This is a genomic window from Halomonas sp. LMYGS-3, assembly GCF_059509875.1.
The window spans coordinates 122,219-145,190 of the sequence record NZ_JCAKFQ010000004.1 but is presented as its reverse complement, the minus strand read 5'-3'; the positions used below and the strand labels follow the sequence as shown (position 1 = coordinate 145,190).

Below are 22,972 nucleotides of genomic sequence, written 5' to 3'. Positions count from 1 at the left end.
GCGGAGATGACCACCTACGCCATTGGCGATCTGCAGGGCTGTCATGTCGAGTTCGTCGAGCTGCTCGAGCGGCTCGACTTCGACCCGCGCCGCGATCGGCTGTGGCTCGTCGGTGACCTGGTCAACCGCGGGCCCGCGTCGCTGGCCTGCCTGCGCGAGGTGATGGCGCTGGGCGAGGCGGCCACTACGGTGCTCGGCAACCACGACCTGCACCTGCTCGCGGTGGCCCGCGGGGACGAGAGCGAGAAGCGCAGCGATACCCTCTCGGACATCCTCGCCGCCCCGGATCGCGAGCGCCTGCTCGACTGGCTGCAGTCGCGCCCCCTGTTGATTCGCGATGCCGCGCCCCATGGTCGGGGGGGCGAGGCGGTGATGACCCATGCCGGGGTGCCGCCCCAGTGGTCGGTGGCCCGAGCCGCCGATCTGGCCGGGGAACTGGCGGCGACGCTGGCCGGCGAGCACGCCGGGGCCTTCCTCGCGCGGATGTACGGCAACCGGCCGGCCCGTTGGCGCGACGATCTCGAAGGCCACGACCGGCTGCGGGTGATCGTCAACACCTTCACCCGTATGCGCTTCATCGATGTCGACGGGCGGCTCGATTTCACCGCCAAGGAGGGGCTCGATAGTGCCCCTCCCGGCTTCGCCCCCTGGTTCCAGTATCCGCGTGCCGATGACCCCTGGCTGCTGTTCGGCCACTGGGCCGCCCTGCAGGGGCGAGTACCCGGCAGTCGGGTCCGTGCCGAGGCGCTGGACACCGGCTGCGTCTGGGGCGGCCGCCTGACGGCCCTGAACCTGGCGAACGGTGAGCGCGTCAGCGTGCCGAGTCGCCGGGGCCGCCCCTGATTCCCATTTTCCGACCGATGTCCCGGAGCTGCCATGAACGTGCCCACCTTTCGTCATCTGGACATTCCGACCCTGGAGGCGTGGCTCGCCGGTAACACGTCGCTCACCCTGGTCGATATCCGCGACCCCGTGAGCTTTGCCGAGGGCCATATTCCCGGTAGCCGCCACCTGGACAACGACGGGGTGCCGGCCCTGCTCGATGAGACCCCCAGGGAACGGCCGATGGTGGTGATCTGCTACCACGGGCACTCTAGCCAGCAGGCGGCCTCCTGGCTGGCCGGTCAGGGCTTCATCGAGGTCTACAGCCTCGATGGGGGCTTCACCGACTGGCAACGGCGGCATCCCGAGCGGGTGGAGCGCTGAGCCATGGTCGGGGCGCGGGACCCGCACCTGCAGGGGCTCGAGGTCTATCGGGTCGGCGGTGCAGTGCGCGATGCACGGCTCGGCTGGCCGGTCTACGACAACGACTGGGTGGTGGTCGGCGCCACCCCGGAGGCGATGACTCGCCGGGGCTTCAAGCCGGTGGGTCGCGACTTCCCGGTCTTCCTGCATCCCGATACCCACGAGGAGTACGCCCTGGCCCGCACCGAGCGCAAGTCCGGCCACGGCTACACCGGTTTCGTGGTGCACGCGAGCCCCGAGGTGACCCTGGAGGAGGACCTCGCGCGGCGCGACCTGACCATCAACGCCATGGCCGAGACGCTGGAGGGTGAGCTGATCGATCCCCACGGCGGGCTGGCCGACCTGGAGGCGCGTCGGTTGCGCCATGTGTCGCCGGCCTTCCTCGAGGATCCGTTGCGGGTGCTGCGTACCGCGCGCTTCCTGGCCCGCTATGCCGGGCTCGACTTCGTCATCGCCGACGAGACGCGGGCGCTGATGGCCGAACTGGTGGATAGCGGCGAGCTGGCCCATCTGGTGGCCGAGCGGGTCTGGGCCGAGACCGAGAAGGCCCTCGGTGAGCCCTGGCCGGAGGTCTATTTCCAGGCCCTGGACGAGTGTGGTGCCCTGGCCCAGTTGTTACCGGAACTGGTGGCCGATCGTGAGGCCCTGGACGAGGCGCTGGGACGCCTGCACCGGCTGCCCGAGGACATCGAGGCCGAGCAGGAGATCCGCTGGCGCTGGGCACGGCTGGTGGAGCACCTGGGAGAAGCGGCTCGGACGGCTCTGGCCGAGCGGCTGCGCCTGCCCAGGGCCCATGCCGCTCTGGCGCGTCAGGCCGCCCTGACCCGGGAGCTCAGGCTGGCGGCCGGGCGAGAGGCACCGGACGGCGCGAGGGTGCTGGCCTGGCTCGATGGCATCGATGCCTGGCGACGCAGCGAGCGTGTCGCCCCGCTGATCAGCCTGGTCAGCCTGGATGCCCCCGAGCTGGCCGAGGACCTGGCACTGGCCTGGCGGCTGGCGGCACAGATCCTGCCGAGGGCGCTGATGGAGGAGGGGTTCCGGGGGCGTGCGCTCGGCGAGGAGCTGGCCCGGCGCCGTCGCGAGGCGATCGACGCCGCCCTGTGAAGACGGAGGTCGCCGCCATCGACGGTTCGGGGACTAGTCGGCCCGGGAGATCGTGCGGCCGGCCCAGACGAACTCCACCGGCCAGAGGCGCTGCTCGCCGGCCTCGAAGGCCGCCCAGTGGGCGCGGTAGGTCCGGCCGGTGAGCGGATGGCATGCTGTCGGCAGCAGTTCGGCCAACGGCAGCAGCACGAAGGCGTGGTGCAGGATCTCGTCGCGCGGCAGCTCGACGCCGTCGTGGACGCCGGTGCGGTCACCCACCGTGAGCAAATCGATGTCCAGGGTGCGGGGGCTGAACTTGGGGCTGTCCTTGCGTCGCCCGTTGGCGAACTCCAGCCGCTTGCACCAGGCCTGCAGCTCGCCCACCGGCCAGTCGCTGTCGAATACCGCCACCAGGTTGTAGAAATTGCGGCCGTCCTCGAAGCCCACCGGTTCGCTCTCGAAGACCCGCGAGATGGCCAGTTCGCCGAAGGTGGCCGCCAGCGCATCCAGGCAGGCGCCTACATGGCGATCGCGGTCGATGTTGCTGCCGATGCTGACGCTGACGGCGGTCATCGGGTCTCCTCCGGCGGGGTGCCGCGCTCGATGCGCACGCCCACCGCCGCCGCGGCAGGTACGGCCCCGGGCTTGCGCACGGTCAGGCGCAGCCAGGCGATGGCGAATTCCGCGCGCAGGGTGGCCGCGAGCCGCTCGGCGAAGGTCTCCACCAGGGCGAAGTCGTGCTCTCCGGCGAAGGCCGCGATGCGCGCGCTGATGGTGGCGTAGTCCAGCGTCAGGGCGATATCGTCGTCCGCCGCAGCGGGGCGGATGTCGGTGGCGAGTTCCAGGTCGAGCACCAGGCGCTGGGTGATGGTGCGTTCCCAGTCGTAGACCCCGATCACGGTGTCCACGCCGAGCGACTCGATCAGCACAAGATCCATGGATGGGGCTTCCGGGCTGGGGGGTGGTAGAGACGGTTGTGGCGGCGATTGTACGCGAGCCGGTCGCGGGACGACACCGCGAGGGCGACGTTCCGCTGTCCTGTCGCGTCCGTGGCTGGCAGAATCCGTCGTCAGACAATCACCAGAGGTCGGCCCGTGGCGGTGCACCCCGAATTCCTACTTCCGCTGGTGGCGCTGGGTTATCTCAGTGGCACCTGGCTCGGCGCCCTGACCGTGTGCCGGCTCGCCGGGGTGCGTGACCCGCGCCTGGCCGGCTCCTGCAACCCCGGCTTCTCCAATGTACTGCGCCTCTATGGTCGGCGCCTGGCCCTGGCGACCCTGCTGGTGGATGCGGTCAAGGGCATGCCGGTGCTGTGGCTGGCCATGGCCCTGGGGATGCCGCCCTGGGCCCAGGGCCTGGTCGGCCTCGGCGTGCTGCTGGGCCACAGCTATCCAGCCTGGCATCGCTTCCGTGGCGGCAAGGCGGTCGCCAGTGCCTTCGGCGTGATGCTGGTGTTGACCCCCTGGGTGGCGCTGGTCTGCGCGGCGTGCTGGTCGCTGCTAGCCTGGCGGGTGCGCACCGCCGCCATCGCTTCCCTGGCCAGTGCCGCCCTGGCGCCGCTGGCCAGCCTCTGGCTGGCGCCGGACTATGCCGGGGTGGTGATCGCCTTCACCCTGCTGGTGCTGGCGCGCCATGTGCTCAATATCCGCCGGCTGAGCCGGGGTGACGAGCCGGGGCTGTAGCCTTGAGTGCCGGGCAATAAAGCGAAGCATCGCGGAGAGGCAGGATAACGAAGCGAAGCGATATATGCCCGGGAACGCTGGCAACGAGCGCTGCTGCGCACGTCAATCGACAGGGATGTCGATCGAGGGGCACTCGTGAGGGGCACTCGTGAGGGATTATGTTGTGCCCCGACGTGCCAGCGGCACGCGAAGTGGCAGGGTTTCGTTTCCGGGATCGCGCGTCTCGTTACCCTGCCTGCCGCCGGCTCAGTCTTGGCTCGGTGCTTCCAGGGTGTCCATCGGCCAGCGTGGCACGGCCTTCATGATGCCGATCTCGTCGTGCTCGCCGGCCAGCAGGCGTTGCGCCCCCACATAGGCGATCATCGCCCCGTTGTCGGTGCAGAAGCGCCCGCGGGGGTAGTAGGCGCGGGCGCCGCGCTTGGCGCATTCGCGCTCCAGTCGCTGGCGGAGCCGCACATTGGCGCTCACCCCGCCGGCCACCACCAGCCGCTTGAGACCGGTCGCATCGAGCGCCCGTCGGCACTTGATCACCAGGGTGTCGACCACCGCCTCCTCGAAGGCGCGGGCTACGTCGGCCCGGGCCGGTGCGTCAAGTGCCTCGGCCGCCTCCAGCTCGCGAATCGCCGTCAGGGTGTGGGTCTTGAGCCCCGAGAAGCTGAAGTCCAGGCCCGGCCGGTCGGTCATCGGCCGCGGAAAACGGAAGCGCTGCGGGTCGCCCGTTTCGGCGAGGCGAGCCACATGGGGACCACCGGGGTAGTCCAGGCCGAGCATCTTGGCGGCCTTGTCGAAGGCCTCGCCGGCCGCATCGTCCACCGACTCACCGAGCAGCCGGTAGCGCCCCAGTCCCCGCACCTCCACCAGCTGGGTGTGGCCGCCGGAGACCAGCAGGGCGATGAAGGGGAAGGCCGGCGGGGCGTCCTCGAGCATCGGCGCCAGGAGGTGGCCCTCCATGTGGTGGACGCCGAGCACCGGGATGCCCAGTGCCCGGGCCATGCCGTGGGCGGTGCTGGCCCCCACCATCAGTGCGCCCACCAGCCCGGGACCGGCGGTATAGGCGATGGCGTCGAGATCGCGGCGGCCCAGGTCGGCCTCGTCGAGCACCTGCTGGATCAGCGGCAGCAGCCGGCGGGTATGGTCGCGGGAGGCGAGTTCGGGCACCACGCCGCCATAGTCGGCGTGCATGGCGACCTGGCTGTAGAGCGCGTCGGCCATCAGGCCGCGCTCACTGTCGAAGATGGCGACGCCGGTCTCGTCGCAGGAAGTCTCGATGCCCAGTACGCGCATGGTGTGATGACTCGGGTGTGCAGGGAAGGCCCGTATTCTACGCGCTTTGGCCGAGAGACGGCAGGGTCGGGGCGGAAACGATTTGCAAAGCCGGGGCGTCGGGACTAAACTATTGTGCGCTGCAAGACTGGGTCGTGCACCCAGGTGGTGATTTTCCGTGACGCTCCCGCCGAGCCTGCTAGTGCCGTTCCGCCTCGAGGTGGGGTGGGGGCGCGCGAAGGTTCGGACATGGCGTTTGCGGCAGGAGCCACCCGCAGGGGTGTGCGTACTAACCGAACTCAAGTTTTCTAAGGTAGGTGAGTGCTTAATGCCTTCTGTCAAAGTACGTGATAACGAGCCGTTTGACGTCGCGCTGCGTCGCTTCAAGCGTTCCTGTGAAAAAGCCGGTGTTCTCTCCGAGGTTCGTCGCCGCGAGAACTACGAGAAGCCGACCGCAGAGCGCAAGCGCAAGGCGGCGGCTGCCGTCAAGCGCCACGCCAAGAAGCTTCAGCGCGAGCGCAAGCGTTTCGAACGGCTCTATTGATCCGTACTGGAGTCGGCCGTAGCGCGCTGCGCGGGCCGTCTCAGGAGGGACGCCAAGCGGCCGCCATTCGGTGGCCGCTTGTTTTTTCCGCCGTGTTCGTTGCCGCTCCGCTCGAGGTGGTTCACCAGGATGGCCGGTCAGATTCCGCAGCGTTTCATCGATGACCTGCTCGCTCGCGTCGACGTGGTCGAGGTGGTCGGCGAGCGCGTGCAGCTGAAGAAGGCCGGGCGCAACTACTCCGGGCTCTGTCCCTTCCATCAGGAGAAGACGCCGTCGTTCACCGTCAGCGCTGACAAGCAGTTCTACCACTGCTTCGGCTGCGGCGCCCACGGCAACGCCCTGCGCTTCCTGATGGAGTACGACAAGCTGCGCTTTCCCGAGGCCGTCGAGCAGCTCGCCTCCCGCCTCGGCATGGAGGTCCCTCGGGAGGGCGCGGACGATCCCCGGGCCCAGGCGCGGGAGCGCAAGCGCCAGGAGGGGGTCAACCTGCTCGAGCTCTCGGCATCCTTCTTCCGCGAGCGGTTGAAGATGCCGGAAGCCGGCGCCGCCCGGGACTACCTGGCGCGCCGTGGCCTGTCACCCGAGGTGCAGCAGGCCTTCGGCATCGGCTATGCCCCCGGCGACTGGGAGGCGCTCAAGCGCCACCTGGGGAAGCGAGGGATTCCCGAGGCGGTGCAGGTGGAGTACGGCCTGCTGGTGCGCCGGGAGGAGAGCGGGCGCACCTACGATCGCTTTCGCGACCGGGTGATGTTCCCGATCCGTGACATCAAGGGGCGAACCATCGCCTTCGGCGGGCGGGTGCTGGGTGATGCCCGGCCCAAGTATCTGAATTCGCCCGAGACGCCGGTGTTTCACAAGGGGCGCGAGCTCTACGGCCTGTACGAGGCGCGCCAGGCCGAGTCGCGGCTCGAGCGCCTGGTGATCGTCGAGGGCTACATGGACGTGGTGGCCCTGGCGCAGTTCGGCATCCGCAATGCCGTGGCGACGCTGGGCACCTCGACCAGCGAGGAGCATCTCTCCCGGCTGTTCCGGCTGGTGGGCGAGGTGGTGTTCTGCTTCGACGGCGACCGGGCCGGTCGCCAGGCGGCGACCCGGGCGCTGGAGACCGTGCTGCCGCTGATGATCGACGGGCGTCAGGCACGCTTCCTGTTCCTGCCCGAAGGCGAGGATCCGGATACCCTGGTGCGCCGCGAGGGGGCGGAGGCCTTCAACGACCGGATCACCTGTGCGAGCCCTTTGTCGGAGTTTCTCTTCGACCAAGCGGCCGCGGGGCGCGACCTGGCGCGGGTCGAGGATCGCGAGCGCTATGCCAGCCAGGTGCTGGCGGCGCTCGGCAGGCTGCCGGAGGGCGTGCTGAAATCGCTGATGCTCAGTGAACTCTCGCGGCGTGCCGGCGTCGACCAGTCGAGCTTCGAGAGTCTGATGGCGCGTGCCGCCCCGTCGTCTGTCGAGGCGAGCGAAGGGGGTAGCGAGGCCGGTGTGCCGGGAGACGAGGCGCCGCCCCCGAGGGGGGCGAGCCGGCGCGGGGCTGGCGGCGGGTCGCTGAGCCTGGTGGCGCGAATGCTGCAGCTGCTGGTGCACGAGCCGTCCCTGATCGAGCGGGTGCCCGAAGGTGATGACTGGTGCCCGGCGGAGGATGGCGATGGTGTGCTGTGTCGGGACGTGATCCGGCTGCTGCGGGCGGGCCGCTACCGCAGCGCCCAGGTATTGCTGGCGCACTTCCATGGCACCCCGGAGGGCGAGCGGCTGGCCGTGCTGGCCAGGCGCGAGCCATTGGTTCCCAAGGCTTTTCGTGCCGAGGAACTGGATAACTGGGTCCAGTACTTTCGGCGCCACAAGCTGAAACCGACTCACCAGCAGGAAATTGATGCGCTGCTGGAGAGGCAGCGGCAGGGGGAGCGTCTGACGGACGAAGAGCGGCAGCGGTTGATGCAGCTGCTGGCTCAGGCCGACTAGCGGCTGTCGCGGGAGGAGCGGCAGCGGTTGATGGCGCTGCTCACCGAACTGCACGGCTGAGATCCGGGGCCTCGGCTTGTGGAACCTTGGCGCCGGGGTTGAATTCTCTCCTACCATCACCATCTAAGGGGAGAGGTCCCGGACGCCGGCGTAACCTGACAACCTAACACACCTGAATGACCGCGCAAATAGATTGAACTGGCAGAAAGGTGCTTTCTACCGCTATACTGTTCGGCTTGTTGAGTTTTCTCCACCTCAGTGCTTCAGGTGCTTCATTCTTCTTCGTCGAGATAGGGTTTCTATGGCTGGAAATGCGCAGCAGCAGTCACGTCTGAAGGAGTTGATCGCGCGCGGCAAGGAACAGGGTTACCTGACCTATGCCGAGGTCAACGACCATCTACCCGAGGATATCGCCGACCCGGATCAGGTGGAAGACATTATCGGCATGATCAACGACATGGGTATCAGCGTCGTCGAGGAGGCTCCCGACGAGGATACCTTGATGATGTCCGATCACTCCGCCGACGAGTCGGCTGCCGAGGAAGCCGTGGCGGCGCTGGCAGCGGTGGAAAGCGATGTTGGCCGTACCACCGACCCGGTGCGCATGTACATGCGCGAGATGGGAACCGTGGAGTTGCTGACTCGCGAGGGCGAGATCGAGATCGCCAAGCGTATCGAGGAGGGCACGCGCGAGGTGATGTCGGCGCTGGCCTACCTGCCCGGCGCGGTGGAATCCATCCTCAAGGCCTACGACGCTACCCAGGACGAGGAGGCGCCCGGGCGGCTGTCCGACCTCTTCTCCGGTTTCATCGATCCCGATGAAGGCATCCCCGGCGTGGCCGAGGCCGAGATTCCCGAGCCCGAGGTCAGCGACGAGCTCGATGCCGACGAGGACAGTGACGGCGACGAGGACGACGAGGACGACGACTCCAGCACCAACGAGGGGGGGCCGGACCCCGAAGAGGCGCGGGCGCGCTTCGAGCAGATCCGCGAGCAGAACGCCCTGGTGCTGGCCGCCATCGAGAAGCACGGGCGCCGTTCCCCCGAGGCGCTCGCCGAGCAGGCGCGCCTGGCCGAGCTGTTCTCGCCGATCAAGCTGGTGCCCAAGCACTTCGAGCGGCTGGTCAACCAGGTCCGTATCAGCGTCGAGCAGGTGCGGACCCAGGAAAAGGCCGTGATGCAACTCTGCGTCAAGAAGGCCAAGGTGCCGCGCAAGACCTTCATCAAGGCCTTCCCCGGCAGCGAGTCCCGTCCGGAGTGGCTGGACGATTTCGCCGCGGCGAACCCGAAGTATGCCGACCGTCTCGAGCCGCTGCGCGGCGATATCCAGCGTGCCCAGCGCAAGATCGCCTTCGAGGAGGAGATGGTCCAGCTGCCGGTGACCGAGATCAAGGAGGTCAACCGTCGTCTCTCCATCGGCGAGGCCAAGGCGCGCCGGGCCAAGAAGGAGATGGTCGAGGCCAACCTGCGCCTGGTGATCTCCATCGCCAAGAAGTACACCAATCGTGGCCTGCAGTTCCTGGACCTGATTCAGGAGGGCAACATCGGCCTGATGAAGGCGGTGGACAAGTTCGAGTACCGGCGTGGCTACAAGTTCTCGACCTACGCCACCTGGTGGATCCGTCAGGCGATCACCCGCTCGATCGCCGACCAGGCGCGCACCATCCGTATCCCGGTGCACATGATCGAGACCATCAACAAGCTCAACCGCGTCTCGCGACAGATGTTGCAGGAGATGGGGCGCGAGCCGACGCCGGAGGAGCTCGGCGAGCGTCTCGAGATGCCCGAGGACAAGGTACGCAAGGTGCTCAAGATCGCCAAGGAGCCGATCTCCATGGAGACCCCCATCGGGGACGACGACGACTCGCACCTGGGCGACTTCATCGAGGACGGCAGCATTCTGCTGCCCATCGACTCGGCCACGGGCGAGGGGCTGATCGAGGCCACCCGCAACGTGCTCGGCGGCCTCACGGCCCGCGAGGCCAAGGTGCTGCGCATGCGCTTCGGCATCGACATGAACACCGATCACACCCTCGAGGAGGTCGGCAAGCAGTTCGATGTCACCCGCGAGCGGATCCGTCAGATCGAGGCCAAGGCACTGCGCAAGCTGCGCCACCCCAGTCGTTCGGAGCCCCTGCGCTCCTTCCTCGACGAATAAGCCCCTCGCTCCAGAACGACGACGCCCGCGGCCATGGCCGCGGGCGTCGTCGTTGGGGCGGCACGACAGGACTAGCCGGCCCGACGCGCCAGGTGCCAGCGCCGGGCGAGCAGCGCCAGCTCGACTACCGCGATCAGGATCAGCGCGTAGCCGAACAACTCGACCACCTCCTCGGCGGCGTCCTTGAAGGTGCGCGCGTAGTGCTCTTCGAGCACCGCTTCCCAGAAGGCGCTGCGTCCGTAGAGCCGCGAGAAGACATAGGTGGTCAGTACCCCGGCGGCGAACAGCCCGAAGGAGAAGCTGTTGGAATAGGCGGTGAATTCGACGAGAAAGTGCCGGCGCTGGCGGATCACCCGGAAGAGGATCGGCACGATCACCAGCGTCACCAGGACCTTCCAGGTGTGCTCGGCGACATAGGCGTCCAGCCAGTAATCCTGCTCGCGGATCAGCGAACTGAAGACGAAGGCGAACATCAGCAGCGTCAGGGTGGGCAGTACCCTCAGCACCTGGCGGGTATAGAGCAGCAGTGCCGAGGCGATCGCCAGCAGCGCGCTCTGGGCCAGCTCGGTGAAGCCGCGTTCCGAGAAGCGCACGCCATGGAAGTGGAGTGCCTCGATATAGGCCCCTTGGGCCAGGGCGGCGATCAGCAGGATGTAGAGGGTGGCGCGCACGCAGGTAGCAGCGAAGCCGATCGGCCAGCCCTGGCCGGGAGGCATCTCGTGGGGCATCAGGAAGTTCCGCGGTGATAATGACATGCAGTGGTGTATGGCATTGTATCGCCATCGCCATGCGCTGCCTATGGCTGGTTCAGTCCGGCGTGGCGGTTCGCCTCGCTTCCTCGACGATCCAGTCGTGCACCGCCAGCACCCGGCGGTCGTCCAGGGCGCCCTGGGCGTGCACGATGCCGTAGTTCATGCCGGTGGCCACCCGCTGCGGGAAGGGGGCGATCAGGGTGCCGCTACCGAGTTCGCCGCTGATCAGGGTCTGGCGGGCGATGGCCACGCCCATGCCGGCGGTGGCTGCCTCCATGATCAGCTGGTTGCGATTGAAGGTATAGCCACGGCGGACGTTGACATGGGTCGCCTCGATGGCCTGGAGGTAGTGCTCCCACTCGGCATAGTCGTGGCTGCCGCGCCAGGCGGTGACGTCGTGCAGCAGCGGGTACCAGGCCAGGTCCTCGGGGCGACGCAGCGGCGGGCGACCACGCAACAGGGCAGGGGAGCAGACCGGAAAGATCCGCTCCCCCATCAGCGGCGTAATCGAAAAGCCGGGATAGTGGCCGTCGTTGAGGTCGAGGGCCAGGTCGAAGTCGCCCTCACGCAGCGAGATGTTGCTGTCCTCGGCGATCACGTGCAGCTCGATGTCGGGAAAGCGTGCCTGCAGCCGCGGCAGGCGCGGCATCAGCCACCTGGCGAGGAAGGAGGGGATCGAGCGCAGGCGGATGATGCCGCTCATCACCCCGGAGCGCAGCCGCTTCACCTCGAGGCCCACCGCCTGGTAGGCCTGGTCGACCACCGCCGCCAGCCGCTTGCCCTCCTCGGTGAGCTCCAGCTGGCGCGGGCGGCGCCGGAACAGCTTGAAGCCCAGGCGCTCCTCCAGCTGCTTGATCTGCTGGCTCACCGCGCCGGTGGTCACGTGCAGCTCCTCGGCGGCCCGGGTGAAGGAGAGGTGGCGGGCACTGATCGCGAACACCTTCAGCCAGGCGTGGGTCTGGGCATTGAGATGACGGCTCATGGTTCAGCTCTGCTAAATTCAAGACAAGATATTATCGATTGTGCTGGTTTGCGAGTGCGATGAACATAGCGATACGCCTTATCGAGGCGCCTTGTCATGCACGGTGCGTCAGCGAGATGATTTAGCCAAGCTCATGTGTCGTGGAAAAGTTGTCATGATGGCGACGGCCGATGTCGCCCTGGAGCAAGCGAGATGTCCATCAGTGTGTTCGACCTGTTCAAGATCGGCGTGGGCCCGTCCAGCTCCCATACCGTGGGGCCCATGCGGGCGGCTCACGACTTCGTCGAGGAGTTGCGTGCGCGGGACCTGCTGGAGCGGGTGGCGCGCCTCGAGGTGCAACTCTTCGGCTCGCTCTCGGCCACCGGCATCGGCCACGGCACCGACCGGGCGGTGATCATGGGACTGATGGGCGAGCGTCCCGATCGCATCGACCCGGCGATCATCGCCCCCTGTATCGAGGAGCTGCTCGAATCCGGTAGTCTGCTGCTGGACGGTCGCCTGGCGATTCCCTTCAACTGGTCCCGGGACATGCAGCTGCACGACGAGAGCCTGCCGCACCATCCCAATGCCATGCGCCTGATCGCCCATGGCCACAGTGACGAGTTGCATCGCAACACCTACTACTCGGTGGGTGGCGGCTTCGTGGTCGACGAGGCCCAGGCCAGCTCCGGCGAGCTGGACAGCGACTCGACCCCCTTGCCCTACGATTTCAACTCCGCCGCCGAGCTGATGGCGCTGTGTCGCATGCATGACCTGCGCATCAGCGAGCTGATGCTGGAGAACGAGAAGGCGTGGCGCAGCGAGGCCGAGGTCCGGGGTGGACTGTGGGATATCTGGCAGGCGATGCAGGCCTGTGTGGAGACCGGCCTGCACAACGAGGGCATCCTGCCTGGCGGACTCAACGTGCGCCGCCGCGCCGCGGCCCTGCATCGCCGTCTGCTGGCCATGGAGGACGACGGCAGCCTGATCGCCTCGACCTTCTCCGCCATGGACTGGGTCAACGTCTTCGCCCTGGCGGTCAACGAGGAGAATGCCGCCGGCGGACGCATGGTCACGGCGCCCACCAACGGCGCGGCCGGCATCATCCCCGCGGTGCTGCACTATTACATGAAGTTCCAGTCTGGTGCGAACGAGCGCGACGTGGTCGATTTCCTGCTCGCCGCCGGGGCCGTGGGCATCCTGTGCAAGAAGAACGCCTCCATCTCCGGTGCCGAGGTGGGGTGTCAGGGCGAGGTGGGCTCGGCCTGCGCCATGGCGGCGGCGGGACTCGCCGAGGTGATGGGAGGCAGCGTGGGCCAGGTGGAGAACGCCGCCGAGATCGGCCTGGAGCACAACCTGGGCCTGACCTGCGATCCGGTGGGCGGACTGGTGCAGGTGCCCTGTATCGAGCGCAACGCCATTGCCTCGGTCAAGGCGATCAATGCCGCCCAGATGGCCCTGCGCGGTGACGGCGAGCACTTCATCTCGCTCGACAAGGTGATTCGCACCATGCGCGACACCGGGGCCGACATGCAGGAGAAGTACAAGGAAACCTCCCGCGGCGGCCTCGCGGTCAACGCCATCGAGTGCTGAACCGGCCTCCACAAGCCTTGTAGAACAAGCGGCTACTTCGATCAGGCGCGGCGCCCCAGGTGGGGCGCCGCGTTTTTGTTTGCAAGCTATTGATGTGGCTTGTCTCTACGCCATTGGTCGAGTTCGCCCAATCGGCTATTGCCGAGCGGTTCCGACTTCTCTAGCTTACGTTAACGTAAAGGTTAGAGAGTTCTCCGGGGTCGATCGTCGAGAGTGACCGCGGACCCCGATGCCGGCCAGGCCATAACAACGACAACGGCGACAACAACGACAAACGCATCAACGGCGGATCGCCAGCGGCGGTCCAGAGAGGACGACACATGACCCAGGAGTTCATACTGGAGACTCGCGGGTTGACCAAGCAGTTCCGCGGCTTCACTGCCGTGGACGACGTCAACCTGCAGGTCCGGGACGGGCATATCCACGCCTTGATCGGCCCCAACGGCGCCGGCAAGACCACCGTCTTCAATCTGCTCACCAAGTTCCTGCCGCCGACTCGCGGCGAGATCCTCTACCGCGGCAAGCCGATCACCGGCCTGAAGGCCAACGAGATCGCCCGCCTGGGCCTGGTGCGCTCCTTCCAGATCTCCGCGGTGTTCGCCCACATGACCGCCATGGAGAACGTGCGGGTGGCCCTGCAGCGGCCCATGGGCACCTCCTTCCACTTCTGGAAGTCCGAACGCACCCTCGACCACCTCAACGACCGGGCCATGGAACTGCTCGACGAGGTGGGGCTGCGCGAGTACGCCGACGTGCTCACCGTGGAGATGCCCTACGGCCGCAAGCGGGCGCTGGAGGTGGCCACCACCCTGGCCCTGGAGCCGACCCTGATGCTGCTCGACGAGCCGACCCAGGGCATGGGCGCCGAGGACGTCGACCGCATCGTCGAGCTGATCCGCCGGGTGGCCCGTGGCCGCACCGTGCTGATGGTGGAGCACAACCTCAGCGTGGTCAGCCGGCTGTGCGATCGCATCACCGTGCTGGCCCGCGGCGCGGTGCTGGCCGAGGGCGACTACGCCACGGTCTCCGCCGACCCGCGCGTCAAGGAGGCCTATATGGGCAGCGAAGCCGAGGAAGAGGAGGCCAGCGCATGAACCAGGTAGCCGAACGGATCGATTCCTATCGATACCAGGACCATGACGGGGCGGAGCTGTTGCGGGTCAGCGACCTGCACGCCTTCTACGGCGAGTCGCACATCCTGCACGGCGTCGACTTCGACGTGAAGCGCGGCGAGCTGGTCACGTTGCTGGGGCGCAACGGCGCCGGGCGCAGTACCACCCTCAAGGCGATCATGAACATGGTCGGTCGGCGCACCGGCTCGATCATGATCAACGGCAACGAGACCCTCTCCATGCCGCCGCATCGCATTCCGCGGCTGGGCGTCGGCTACTGCCCCGAGGAGCGCGGCATCTTCGCCAGCCTCGACGTCGAGGAGAACCTGCTGCTGCCGCCCACGGTGCGCTCCGGTGGCATGTCGATCGACGAGATCTACGCGATGTTCCCCAACCTCTACGAGCGCCGGCGCAGCCAGGGCACCCGGCTCTCGGGCGGCGAGCAGCAGATGCTGGCCATGGCGCGCATCCTGCGCACCGGGGCGCGGCTGCTGCTGCTCGACGAGATCACCGAGGGCCTGGCCCCGGTGATCGTCCAGGCGCTCGGCGAGGTGTTGGTCAAGCTCAAGGAACGCGGCATGACCATCGTGCTGGTGGAGCAGAACTTCCGCTTCGCCGCGCCGCTGGCCGATCGCCACTTCGTGATGGAGCACGGGCGCATCGTCGAGGAGATCCCGGCGGCCGAGCTTCCTTCGCGGCGTGACCACCTGCACACCCTGCTGGGGGTCTGAATCCCCGGTTCGTTTCCCATCATCGACTTCCGACAGCAACAGTTGGCAACAGCAGCATCATTCGGCAACAACAACAAACGGCCCCGCGTCGGGGCAGTGGAGACCAAGATGACCCTTATCAGGAAGACCCTCGCCAGCAGCATCGCCATCGCCGCCGCCACCGCCATGGTGGCGACCACCGCTCAGGCCGAGATCAGCGATGGCGAGGTGCGTATCGGCTACCTGGCCGACATGTCCGGCACCTATCGTGACCTGGCCGGTCCGGGCGGCCTGGAAGCCCTGCGCATGGCGGTGGAGGATTTCGGCGGTAGCGTCAACGGCGCGCCGATCGAGATATTCAGCGCCGACGACCGCAACAGCGCCGACGTCGGCGCCAACACCGTGCGCGAGTGGGTCGACCAGCGCAACGTGGACCTGGTCGCCGGCCTGGTGGCCTCGTCGGTGACCATCGCCGTGACCAAGGTGCTCGAGGAGAACGACGGCCTGGGCATCGTGTCGGGCTCCGCGGCCTCGAGCATCACCAACGAGCACTGCACGCCGAATCATATCCACTGGGTCTATGACACCTACCCGCTGGCCAATGGCACTGCCAAGGCGGTCGTCGAGCAGGGTGGCGACAGCTGGTTCCTGCTTACCGCCGACTATGCCTTCGGTCATGCCCTGGAGGGCGATGTGGAGAAGGTGGTCACCGACAACGGCGGTACCATCACCGGCAAGATCCGCCATCCGTTCCCGACCAGTGACTTCTCCTCCTATATCCTCCAGGCCCAGGGATCCGGCGCCAAGATCGTCGGCCTGGCCAACGCCGGTGCCGACACCGTCAACGCCATCACCACCGCCAGCCAGTTCGGCCTGACCCAGTCAGGCCAGCAGCTCGCCGGGCTGCTGATCTTCCTCAACGATATCCATGCCATGGGCCTCGAGGCCACCCAGGGCCTGCTGCTGACCACCGGCTGGTACTGGGACATGGACGACCAGGCGCGCGAGTGGGCCGAGCGCTACTACGAGCGTACCGAGCGCATGCCGACCATGGTCCAGGCCGGCATCTACTCCAGCACCATGCATTACCTGAAGGCGATGGAAGAGGTCGGTACCGACGACCCCATGACGGTCAAGGCGAAGATGGCAGAGACCCCGGTCAATGACTTCTTCTCCCGTAATGGCCGCATCCGCGAGGATGGCCGCATGGTCCACGACATGTACCTGGCACAGGTGAAGTCGCCCGCCGAGTCCTCCGGTGAGTGGGACGTGTACGAGATCCTCGCCACCATCCCCGCCGAAGAGGCCTACCGGCCGCTCGCCGAGAGCCAGTGCAAGCTGGTCAACAACTGAGCGGAACCGGCGGCGGCTGTGGCCGCCGCCCCTCTGACGGGAGGTCCATGAGATGACGATGATATTCGGGGTGCCGTTGGCGGTATTCATGGGCCAGCTGCTGCTGGGCCTGATCAACGGTGCCTTCTACGCCCTGCTGAGCCTGGGGCTGGCGGTGATCTTCGGCCTGCTGAAGATCGTCAACTTCGCCCACGGCGCCCAGTACATGCTGGGGGCCTTCGCCGCCCTGCTGGGCTTTCGCTACCTGGGGATCAACTACTGGGCGGCCCTGCTGCTGGTGCCGCTGGTGATCGGTGGCCTGGGAATGGTGGTCGAACGGCTGCTGCTGCGCCGCATCGCCCACCTCGACCACCTCTACGGGCTGCTGCTGACCTTCGGCCTGGCGCTGATCTTCGAGGGCACGCTGGTCAATTTCTTCGGGGTTTCCGGGGCCAGCTACCCGATTCCTTCCGCCCTGCAGGGCGGTTTCCAGCTGGGCTTCATGTTCCTGCCCACCTACCGTGCCTGGGTGCTGGTGGCGGCACTGGTGGTCTGCCTGGGGACCTGGTTCGTCATCGAGCGCACGCGTCTCGGCGCCTACCTGCGTGCCGGCACCGAGAACCCGGCGCTGATGCAGGCCTTCGGCGTCAACGTACCGCTGCTGGTGACCCTGACCTACGGTTTCGGCGTGGCGCTGGCCGCTTTCGCCGGGGTGTTGGCCGCGCCGCTCTACCCGGTGTCGCCGACCATGGGCTCGAGCCTGCTGATCGTGGTCTTCGCGGTGGTGGTGATCGGCGGCATGGGCTCGATCCTCGGCGCCATCCTTACCGGCCTGGCCATGGGCCTGATCGAGGGCCTCACCAAGGTGTACTACCCCGAGGCTGCCAATACCGTGATCTTCCTGGTGATGATCCTGGTTCTGATGCTGCGTCCCGCGGGACTCTTCGGCAAGGAGGCATGACGTCATGTCCGCGACCCAGACCCTGACCCCCGCCATGCAGCGCAGTCGCAACGCGCGCCTACGCCGCAGCATGCTCTACCTGGCCCTGATCGCCATCGGCCTGGCGGCGCCCTTCGTCGCCTATCCGGTGTTCCTGATGAAGGTGTTGTGCTTCGCGCTGTTCGCCTGCGCCTTCAACCTGCTGCTCGGCTATGCCGGCCTGCTCTCCTTCGGCCATGCGGCCTTCCTCGCCACCGGGGGCTATGTCACCGGCTTCCTGCTGTCGAGCTACCCGGGGCTGACGCCGGAGATGGGCATCCTGGTGGGTACCCTGGCCGCCGTGGTGCTCGGTGTGCTGTTCGGGGCCCTGGCGATCCGCCGCCAGGGGATCTACTTCGCCATGGTGACCCTGGCGCTGGCGCAGCTGATGTTCTTCGTCTTCGTCCAGTCGCCCTTCACCGGTGGCGAGGATGGCCTGCATGGCGTGCCGCGGGGTGCGCTGTTCGGCGTCATCAGCCTGCGCGACAACATCAGCATGTACTACTTCGTCTTCGCCGTGTTTCTGCTCGGCTTCGCGCTGGTCCAGCGTACCGTGCACTCACCGTTCGGCCAGGTGCTCAAGGCGATCCGCGAGAACGAGCCCCGCGCGGTCTCGCTGGGCTACAACGTCGACGCCTACAAGCTGGTAGCCTTCGTCATCTCGGCCGGCCTGGCCGGCCTGGCCGGCTCCACCAAGACCGTGGTCTTCCAGCTCGCCTCGCTCACCGATGCCCACTGGCACATGTCCGGCGAGGTGATCCTGATGACCCTGCTGGGTGGCGTGGGCACCTTGTTCGGCCCGGTGGTGGGGGCGGGCCTGGTGGTCAGCCTGCAGCACCTGCTGGCGCAGTCGCCGCTGGGCAACTGGGTCAGCGTCATTCTTGGGGTCATCTTCGTGATCTGCGTGCTCAGCTTCCGCAGCGGCATCGTCGGCGAGATCGCCAAGAGCGTGCGCAAGAACTTCAAGTGAGCCCCGCGCATGGCCTATCGGGCGCCCACGGGGCGCCCTCCTTGTGGCGGTCGGGAAGGGCGGCCACCAGGGCGGTCAGCGCGGTGCCGGCAACGTCTCGGCGATATGTTCGACCAGGTAGTCGATGAACTGGCGCACCTTGGGCGACCGGTGGCGATGGCGCGGGTAGACCGCCCACACCGCGGTGTCGCTGTGACGGTAGGTATCGAGTACCGCCACCAGGGCACCGCTTTCCAGATGCTCCTCGACGTAGTAGTCGGGCAGTTGGGCGAGCCCCAACCCCTTGAGGGCGGCATCCAGCAGGGCCGGGCCGGAGTTGGCTTCCCAGGCCCCTTCCACCCGGACCTCGCGACGCACCCCGTCGACGTCGAAGCGCCAGTGGTCCCGGGAGCCGACCAGGCAGCGGTGGTGGGCCAGCTCGGCGAGTGAGTGGGGCTGTGAGATCCGGGTGAAGTAGTCGGGGGAACCCACCACGTACTCGCGTCGCTCGCAGATTCGCCGGGCGATCAGCGTCGAGTCCTTGAGCGTGCCCATGCGAATGGCGATGTCGTAGCCCTCGTCGATGATATCCACCTGCCGGTTGGTGAAGTGCATGCGCACCTCGAGCTGCGGGTGCTGGCAGAGAAAGTCATTGATCAGCGGCGCGATGAACCGCTCGCCGAAGGTGGTGGCCGAGGTCAGCTTGAGCACCCCGCGCGGGCGGGCCTGGAGATCGTTGATGGCCGCCTCGGCCTCGCGGAAGCCGTCGAACAGGTGGTGGCAGTGCTCGTAATAGAGGGCGCCGGCATCGGTCAGGCGGATCTGGCGGGTGGTGCGGTAGAGCAGGGTGGTGCCCAGTTGATTCTCCAACTGGCTGACCAGCCGGCTGACATGGGAGTTGGAGACCTTGAGGTGGTTCGCCGCCGCGGCGAAGGTACCGAGGCGCACCACTTCCACGAAGGCTTCGATTCGATCCCAGCGTTGCATCGGTACTCCGAGGGCGAGTGGATTATTGCTCATTGGCAATAATGTAGTGTAGTTGGTGCAGTTTATCTCAGGGTGCCGCGTTACCTAGACTGAAAACTGTCCTCCATACACGCATGCCATCCAGGAGAGTCATATGAAATCACGCGCCGCCGTCGCCCTGGCCGCGGGCCAGCCGCTGGAGCTGACCGAGATCGACGTCGAGGGGCCCAAGGCCGGCGAGGTGCTGGTGCGCATCGCGGCCACCAGCGTCTGCCACACCGACGCCTTCACCCTCTCCGGGGCCGACCCGGAGGGCAACTTCCCGGCGGTGCTGGGCCACGAGGGGGCCGGCATCGTCGAGGAGGTGGGGCCCGGCGTCACCAGCCTGCGCCCCGGCGACCACGTCATCCCGCTGTATACCGCCGAGTGCGGCCAGTGCAAGTTCTGCCTCTCCGGCAAGACCAACCTCTGCGGCAGCGTGCGCGCCACCCAGGGCAAGGGGGTGATGCCCGACGGCACCTCGCGCTTCTCGCTCGACGGCCAGATGCTGCACCACTACATGGGCACCTCCACCTTCTCGGAGTACACCGTGCTGCCCGAGGTGTCGCTGGCGGTGGTCTCGAAGGAGGCACCGCTGGACAAGATCTGCCTGCTCGGCTGCGGGGTGACCACCGGCATCGGCGCGGTGATGAACACCGCCAAGGTCGAGCCGGGCTCGACCGTCGCCGTGTTCGGCCTGGGCGCCATCGGGCTGGCGGTGATCCAGGGGGCGGTGATGGCCAAGGCCAGCCGGATCATCGCCATCGACGTCAACCCCGACAAGTTCGCACTGGCCAAGCAGTTCGGCGCCACCGAGTTCGTCAATCCCAAGGACCATGGCGACCCGATCCAGCAGGTGATCGTCGACCTGACCGACGGCGGGGTCGACTACTCCTTCGAGTGCATCGGCAACGTGAACGTGATGCGCTCGGCGCTGGAGTGCTGCCACAAGGGCTGGGGCGAGTCGGTGATCATCGGCGTGGCCGGGGCCGGCGAGGAGATCTGCACGCGGCCGTTCCAGCTGGTGACGGGGCGGGTGTGGAAGGGGTCGGCGTTCGGCGGGGTCAAGGGCCGCACCGAGCTGCCGGGCTACGTGGAGCGCTACATGAACGGCGAGATCAACATCGACGACTTCATCACCCACGACCTGCCCTTCGAGCAGATCAACGAGGCCTTCGAGCTGCTGCACAAGGGCGAAAGCATCCGGACGGTGCTGCACTATTGATACACGCGCCCGAAGCCGCGCGGGTGATACGCGCCCGAAGCCGCGCGATTGACAAGCGTACGAAACCGCGCGAAGGAAGTCAGCCATATCGTTCCACCCCAGGCAGTGGCCAGTGGCCACTGCCGTGGGCATCAAGGGAGAATCGCCCATGACCATGACCGAAAGTCTGGAACTGGTGTCGGCCAACAAGAGCTTCGGCGGCTGGCACAAGCGCTACCGCCACCGTTCCCGGGCGCTCGATTGCGAGATGGTGTTCGCCATCTACCTGCCCCCCCAGGCGGAGACCCAGCGTGTCCCGCTGCTGTGGTGGCTCTCCGGGTTGACCTGCACCGACGAGAACTTCATGCAGAAGGCTGGCGCCCATCGCGTCGCCGCGGAGCTGGGCATCGCCATCGTCTGTCCGGACACCAGCCCCCGGGGCACCGACCTGCCCGGTGAGCACGACAGCTATGACTTCGGCTCCGGGGCCGGCTTCTACGTCAACGCCACCCGCGAACCCTGGAAGCAGCACTACCGCATGTACGACTACGTGTCCGAGGAGCTGCCGTCGGTGGTGCGCCAGCACTTCCCGGTCAACGGTCGCGAATCGATCAGCGGACACTCCATGGGCGGCCACGGTGCCCTGACCATGGCGCTGCGCCGTCCTGGTCACTACCGCTCGGTGTCGGCCTTCGCCCCCATCGTCAACCCCACCCAGTGCCCCTGGGGCCAGAAGGCCTTCTCGGGCTACCTGGGCGATGACGTTGGCAGCTGGACTCAGTACGATGCCTGCGAGCTGGTGGCCCGGGGCGCCTCGAGCCAGCCGCTGTTCGTCGATCAGGGCGAGGCGGACGACTTCCTCGATGAGCAGCTCAGGCCCGAACGGCTGGAGGCGGTGTGTGCCGAGCACGAGCACCCGTTGACGCTGCGGCGACAGCCCGGCTACGACCACAGCTACTTCTTCATCGCCTCCTTCATCGAGGACCACCTGCGCTATCACGCCGAGCATCTGAGCAAGGCCTGAGCGGGCGGCGGGGCCGTGGGCTTCGGCTGGCATCGCGACGATACCGGCCCGGTTCTGGTAGTGCCCCTCGAAGCGTCAGGGAACGATTGTGTTCCCCCCCTTCGACGTGCAACTATCAGCGGCACTGCAGGGTGGCAGCCAGTGGGGTCGGGATTCCCGGCCTGGCCATGAGCTTTTGCAGCTAACGACAACTCCGAAAATCGTGACACCGACCCTCGCGAGGCGTCGGGGTTTGGAGGGACAACGATGAAACACGATCCTCGAGCCCCCGCTGACCACGACAGGACGCAGACCCTAGGTTTCCTCCTGCTGGACAACTTCACGCTCATCTCTCTCGCTTCCGCCATCGAGCCGCTGCGCATGGCCAACCAACTGGCCGGTCGCGAACTCTACCGCTGGTACACCCTGAGCGTCGACGGGGAGCCGGTCAAGGCCAGCGATGGCCTGCAGGTCACCCCGGACGTGGCGATCACGGTGCCGTTGACGCTGGACATGGTCATTGTCTGCGGCGGTGTCGGCCCGAGCCGCAGCGTGCAGCGCGAGCACGTGACCTGGCTGCAGTCCCAGGCGCGGCTCTCCCGCCGACTCGGTGCCATCTGTACCGGCAGCTGGGCCCTGGCCAAGGCCGGGCTGCTGGACGGCTACGAGATCAGCATCCACTGGGAGTGCCTGGCCGCCATGCAGGAGGCCTTTCCACGGGTCGTGCTGACTACCCGGCTGTTCTCCATCGACCGCGACCGGGCCTCGTCCTCGGGTGGCACCGCACCGCTGGACATGATGCTCAACCTGATCGGTCGCGACCATGGCCGGGAACTCGCTGCCGGTATCTCGGAGATGTTCATCTGCGACCGGGTGCGCAACGAGCACGACCACCAGCGGGTGCCGCTCAAGCACGTGCTGGGCACCACCCAGCCCAAGCTGCTGGAGATCGTCGCCCTGATGGAGGCCAACCTGGAAGAGCCCATCGGCCTCGATGAGCTGGCCGACTATGTGGACGTCTCCCGCCGTCAACTGGAGCGGCTGTTCCAGAAGTACCTGCACTGCTCGCCGTCGCGCTACTACCTCAAGTTGCGCCTGACCCGGGCCCGTCAGCTGCTCAAGCAGACCCCGATGTCGATCATCGAGGTGGCCTCGGCCTGCGGCTTCGTCTCGACACCGCATTTTTCCAAGTGCTACCGGGAGTTCTTCGGCATGCCGCCCCGCGACGAGCGCCTGGGCAGTGGCACGCTCAACCTCTCGCCGGTGGCCCTGGAGAAGGAGGCGGCTGCCCTGTTGCAGGGGGCGGCGGCCTTCGAGGCCGTGCCGCTGGAACCGGTCTCCAGTGCCGTGGTCGCCCTCGACCAGGCACGGGGCGAGCCCACCTATGCCAGCGTACGGTTGAAGCCATGAGGAGGGCTTGATGCGGTTTGCCGTAATCCTG

At 67.1% G+C, this 22,972-nt stretch carries 22 protein-coding genes; 16 read left to right on the top strand and 6 right to left on the bottom strand.

Annotation, left to right across the window (positions count from 1 at the left end; genetic code table 11):
- The first annotated feature begins 6 nt into the window (after nucleotides 1–6).
- From AC5W54_RS05455 to AC5W54_RS05445, 3 genes are read left to right on the top strand one after another with little or no spacing between them, the layout of a single operon-like run.
- Entirely contained in the window at nucleotides 7–843 is an 837-nt protein-coding gene (locus AC5W54_RS05455) for a symmetrical bis(5'-nucleosyl)-tetraphosphatase (RefSeq protein ID WP_495961062.1), read from the top strand.
- Nucleotides 844–876: 33 nt separating this feature from the next.
- Nucleotides 877–1,206 (top strand): thiosulfate sulfurtransferase GlpE, encoded by a 330-nt coding sequence (glpE, locus tag AC5W54_RS05450; RefSeq protein WP_495961061.1) that lies wholly within the window; start codon nucleotides 877–879, stop codon nucleotides 1,204–1,206.
- Nucleotides 1,207–1,209: 3 nt separating this feature from the next.
- Nucleotides 1,210–2,349 carry a tRNA nucleotidyltransferase/poly(A) polymerase-related protein gene (locus AC5W54_RS05445; protein WP_495961060.1) on the top strand — a complete coding sequence of 380 codons (1,140 nt, stop codon included), beginning with the start codon at nucleotides 1,210–1,212 and terminating at the stop codon, nucleotides 2,347–2,349.
- Between the two features lie 33 nt (nucleotides 2,350–2,382).
- On the opposite strand, the gene folK is transcribed toward AC5W54_RS05445, so the two are convergent.
- Nucleotides 2,383–2,901, bottom strand: a complete 519-nt coding sequence (gene folK, locus AC5W54_RS05440) for a 2-amino-4-hydroxy-6-hydroxymethyldihydropteridine diphosphokinase (RefSeq protein WP_495961059.1) — start codon at nucleotides 2,899–2,901, stop codon at nucleotides 2,383–2,385.
- Nucleotides 2,898–3,266: a dihydroneopterin aldolase gene (folB, locus tag AC5W54_RS05435; protein WP_495961058.1), complete on the bottom strand. Its 369-nt coding sequence runs from the start codon at nucleotides 3,264–3,266 to the stop codon at nucleotides 2,898–2,900. Before folB ends, folK begins: the two co-directional genes overlap by 4 nt.
- A gap of 156 nt (nucleotides 3,267–3,422) precedes the next feature.
- On the opposite strand from folB, the gene plsY reads away from it, so the two are divergent.
- Nucleotides 3,423–4,010 (top strand): glycerol-3-phosphate 1-O-acyltransferase PlsY, encoded by a 588-nt coding sequence (gene plsY, locus AC5W54_RS05430; protein ID WP_495961057.1) that lies wholly within the window; start codon nucleotides 3,423–3,425, stop codon nucleotides 4,008–4,010.
- 246 nt (nucleotides 4,011–4,256) lie between these two features.
- Here the strand turns inward: plsY and tsaD are convergent, their stop codons facing one another.
- On the bottom strand, nucleotides 4,257–5,294 hold the full coding sequence (gene tsaD, locus AC5W54_RS05425) for a tRNA (adenosine(37)-N6)-threonylcarbamoyltransferase complex transferase subunit TsaD (RefSeq protein ID WP_495961056.1): 1,038 nt from the start codon (nucleotides 5,292–5,294) through the stop codon (nucleotides 4,257–4,259).
- 307 nt (nucleotides 5,295–5,601) lie between these two features.
- Here tsaD and rpsU point away from each other — a divergent pair, with 307 nt between their 5' ends.
- The 3 genes from rpsU to rpoD all read left to right on the top strand — a co-directional run bounded on the left by rpsU (nucleotide 5,602) and on the right by rpoD (nucleotide 9,931).
- Nucleotides 5,602–5,817: a 30S ribosomal protein S21 gene (rpsU, locus tag AC5W54_RS05420; RefSeq protein WP_086622362.1), complete on the top strand. Its 216-nt coding sequence runs from the start codon at nucleotides 5,602–5,604 to the stop codon at nucleotides 5,815–5,817.
- A gap of 129 nt (nucleotides 5,818–5,946) precedes the next feature.
- Entirely contained in the window at nucleotides 5,947–7,773 is a 1,827-nt protein-coding gene (dnaG, locus tag AC5W54_RS05415; RefSeq protein ID WP_495961055.1) for a DNA primase, read from the top strand.
- A gap of 301 nt (nucleotides 7,774–8,074) precedes the next feature.
- Nucleotides 8,075–9,931: an RNA polymerase sigma factor RpoD gene (rpoD, locus tag AC5W54_RS05410; protein ID WP_495961054.1), complete on the top strand. Its 1,857-nt coding sequence runs from the start codon at nucleotides 8,075–8,077 to the stop codon at nucleotides 9,929–9,931.
- A gap of 71 nt (nucleotides 9,932–10,002) precedes the next feature.
- Here the strand turns inward: rpoD and AC5W54_RS05405 are convergent, their stop codons facing one another.
- Complete coding sequence (locus tag AC5W54_RS05405) at nucleotides 10,003–10,659, bottom strand: hypothetical protein (protein ID WP_495961053.1); 657 nt, start codon at nucleotides 10,657–10,659, stop codon at nucleotides 10,003–10,005.
- 79 nt (nucleotides 10,660–10,738) lie between these two features.
- Nucleotides 10,739–11,665: a LysR substrate-binding domain-containing protein gene (locus AC5W54_RS05400; RefSeq protein WP_495961052.1), complete on the bottom strand. Its 927-nt coding sequence runs from the start codon at nucleotides 11,663–11,665 to the stop codon at nucleotides 10,739–10,741.
- Nucleotides 11,666–11,857: 192 nt separating this feature from the next.
- On the opposite strand from AC5W54_RS05400, the gene AC5W54_RS05395 reads away from it, so the two are divergent.
- The 6 genes from AC5W54_RS05395 (at nucleotide 11,858) to AC5W54_RS05370 (ending at nucleotide 18,340) form a co-directional block, all read left to right on the top strand.
- On the top strand, nucleotides 11,858–13,237 hold the full coding sequence (locus AC5W54_RS05395; RefSeq protein WP_495961051.1) for an L-serine ammonia-lyase: 1,380 nt from the start codon (nucleotides 11,858–11,860) through the stop codon (nucleotides 13,235–13,237).
- 320 nt (nucleotides 13,238–13,557) lie between these two features.
- Nucleotides 13,558–14,331, top strand: a complete 774-nt coding sequence (locus AC5W54_RS05390; RefSeq protein ID WP_495961050.1) for an ABC transporter ATP-binding protein — start codon at nucleotides 13,558–13,560, stop codon at nucleotides 14,329–14,331.
- On the top strand, nucleotides 14,328–15,080 hold the full coding sequence (locus AC5W54_RS05385) for an ABC transporter ATP-binding protein (RefSeq protein WP_495961049.1): 753 nt from the start codon (nucleotides 14,328–14,330) through the stop codon (nucleotides 15,078–15,080). Before AC5W54_RS05390 ends, AC5W54_RS05385 begins: the two co-directional genes overlap by 4 nt.
- 108 nt (nucleotides 15,081–15,188) lie before the next feature.
- Entirely contained in the window at nucleotides 15,189–16,412 is a 1,224-nt protein-coding gene (locus AC5W54_RS05380; protein WP_495961048.1) for an ABC transporter substrate-binding protein, read from the top strand.
- Nucleotides 16,413–16,464: 52 nt separating this feature from the next.
- Nucleotides 16,465–17,352 (top strand): branched-chain amino acid ABC transporter permease, encoded by an 888-nt coding sequence (locus AC5W54_RS05375; protein ID WP_495961047.1) that lies wholly within the window; start codon nucleotides 16,465–16,467, stop codon nucleotides 17,350–17,352.
- A 4-nt stretch (nucleotides 17,353–17,356) separates the two neighbouring features.
- On the top strand, nucleotides 17,357–18,340 hold the full coding sequence (locus AC5W54_RS05370; protein WP_495961046.1) for a branched-chain amino acid ABC transporter permease: 984 nt from the start codon (nucleotides 17,357–17,359) through the stop codon (nucleotides 18,338–18,340).
- A 75-nt stretch (nucleotides 18,341–18,415) separates the two neighbouring features.
- On the opposite strand, the gene AC5W54_RS05365 is transcribed toward AC5W54_RS05370, so the two are convergent.
- On the bottom strand, nucleotides 18,416–19,306 hold the full coding sequence (locus AC5W54_RS05365) for a LysR family transcriptional regulator (protein ID WP_495961045.1): 891 nt from the start codon (nucleotides 19,304–19,306) through the stop codon (nucleotides 18,416–18,418).
- A gap of 133 nt (nucleotides 19,307–19,439) precedes the next feature.
- Here AC5W54_RS05365 and AC5W54_RS05360 point away from each other — a divergent pair, with 133 nt between their 5' ends.
- The 3 genes from AC5W54_RS05360 (at nucleotide 19,440) to gbdR (ending at nucleotide 22,941) form a co-directional block, all read left to right on the top strand.
- Entirely contained in the window at nucleotides 19,440–20,549 is a 1,110-nt protein-coding gene (locus tag AC5W54_RS05360; protein WP_495961044.1) for an S-(hydroxymethyl)glutathione dehydrogenase/class III alcohol dehydrogenase, read from the top strand.
- 148 nt (nucleotides 20,550–20,697) lie between these two features.
- Complete coding sequence (gene fghA / locus AC5W54_RS05355; RefSeq protein ID WP_495961043.1) at nucleotides 20,698–21,552, top strand: S-formylglutathione hydrolase; 855 nt, start codon at nucleotides 20,698–20,700, stop codon at nucleotides 21,550–21,552.
- A gap of 246 nt (nucleotides 21,553–21,798) precedes the next feature.
- Nucleotides 21,799–22,941, top strand: coding sequence for a choline metabolism transcriptional regulator GbdR (gene gbdR / locus AC5W54_RS05350; protein WP_495961042.1), 1,143 nt, complete (start codon nucleotides 21,799–21,801; stop codon nucleotides 22,939–22,941).
- Nucleotides 22,942–22,972: the final 31 nt, after the last annotated feature.

Bases quoted from the DNA above. Each gene is read 5' to 3' on its own strand.
- folK (WP_495961059.1), bottom strand. From the start codon at position 2,901: ATGACCGCCGTCAGCGTCAGCATCGGCAGCAACATCGACCGCGATCGC.
- AC5W54_RS05445 (WP_495961060.1), top strand. From the start codon at position 1,210: ATGGTCGGGGCGCGGGACCCGCACCTGCAGGGGCTCGAGGTCTATCGG.
- rpsU (WP_086622362.1), top strand. From the start codon at position 5,602: ATGCCTTCTGTCAAAGTACGTGATAACGAGCCGTTTGACGTCGCGCTG.
- rpoD (WP_495961054.1), top strand. From the start codon at position 8,075: ATGGCTGGAAATGCGCAGCAGCAGTCACGTCTGAAGGAGTTGATCGCG.
- gbdR (WP_495961042.1), top strand. From the start codon at position 21,799: ATGAAACACGATCCTCGAGCCCCCGCTGACCACGACAGGACGCAGACC.
- folB (WP_495961058.1), bottom strand. From the start codon at position 3,266: ATGGATCTTGTGCTGATCGAGTCGCTCGGCGTGGACACCGTGATCGGG.
- AC5W54_RS05400 (WP_495961052.1), bottom strand. From the start codon at position 11,665: ATGAGCCGTCATCTCAATGCCCAGACCCACGCCTGGCTGAAGGTGTTC.
- AC5W54_RS05370 (WP_495961046.1), top strand. From the start codon at position 17,357: ATGTCCGCGACCCAGACCCTGACCCCCGCCATGCAGCGCAGTCGCAAC.
- AC5W54_RS05390 (WP_495961050.1), top strand. From the start codon at position 13,558: ATGACCCAGGAGTTCATACTGGAGACTCGCGGGTTGACCAAGCAGTTC.
- tsaD (WP_495961056.1), bottom strand. From the start codon at position 5,294: ATGCGCGTACTGGGCATCGAGACTTCCTGCGACGAGACCGGCGTCGCC.
- AC5W54_RS05360 (WP_495961044.1), top strand. From the start codon at position 19,440: ATGAAATCACGCGCCGCCGTCGCCCTGGCCGCGGGCCAGCCGCTGGAG.
- AC5W54_RS05385 (WP_495961049.1), top strand. From the start codon at position 14,328: ATGAACCAGGTAGCCGAACGGATCGATTCCTATCGATACCAGGACCAT.
- AC5W54_RS05375 (WP_495961047.1), top strand. From the start codon at position 16,465: ATGACGATGATATTCGGGGTGCCGTTGGCGGTATTCATGGGCCAGCTG.
- AC5W54_RS05455 (WP_495961062.1), top strand. From the start codon at position 7: ATGACCACCTACGCCATTGGCGATCTGCAGGGCTGTCATGTCGAGTTC.
- AC5W54_RS05395 (WP_495961051.1), top strand. From the start codon at position 11,858: ATGTCCATCAGTGTGTTCGACCTGTTCAAGATCGGCGTGGGCCCGTCC.
- fghA (WP_495961043.1), top strand. From the start codon at position 20,698: ATGACCATGACCGAAAGTCTGGAACTGGTGTCGGCCAACAAGAGCTTC.
- AC5W54_RS05380 (WP_495961048.1), top strand. From the start codon at position 15,189: ATGACCCTTATCAGGAAGACCCTCGCCAGCAGCATCGCCATCGCCGCC.
- glpE (WP_495961061.1), top strand. From the start codon at position 877: ATGAACGTGCCCACCTTTCGTCATCTGGACATTCCGACCCTGGAGGCG.
- AC5W54_RS05365 (WP_495961045.1), bottom strand. From the start codon at position 19,306: ATGCAACGCTGGGATCGAATCGAAGCCTTCGTGGAAGTGGTGCGCCTC.
- dnaG (WP_495961055.1), top strand. From the start codon at position 5,947: ATGGCCGGTCAGATTCCGCAGCGTTTCATCGATGACCTGCTCGCTCGC.
- AC5W54_RS05405 (WP_495961053.1), bottom strand. From the start codon at position 10,659: ATGCCCCACGAGATGCCTCCCGGCCAGGGCTGGCCGATCGGCTTCGCT.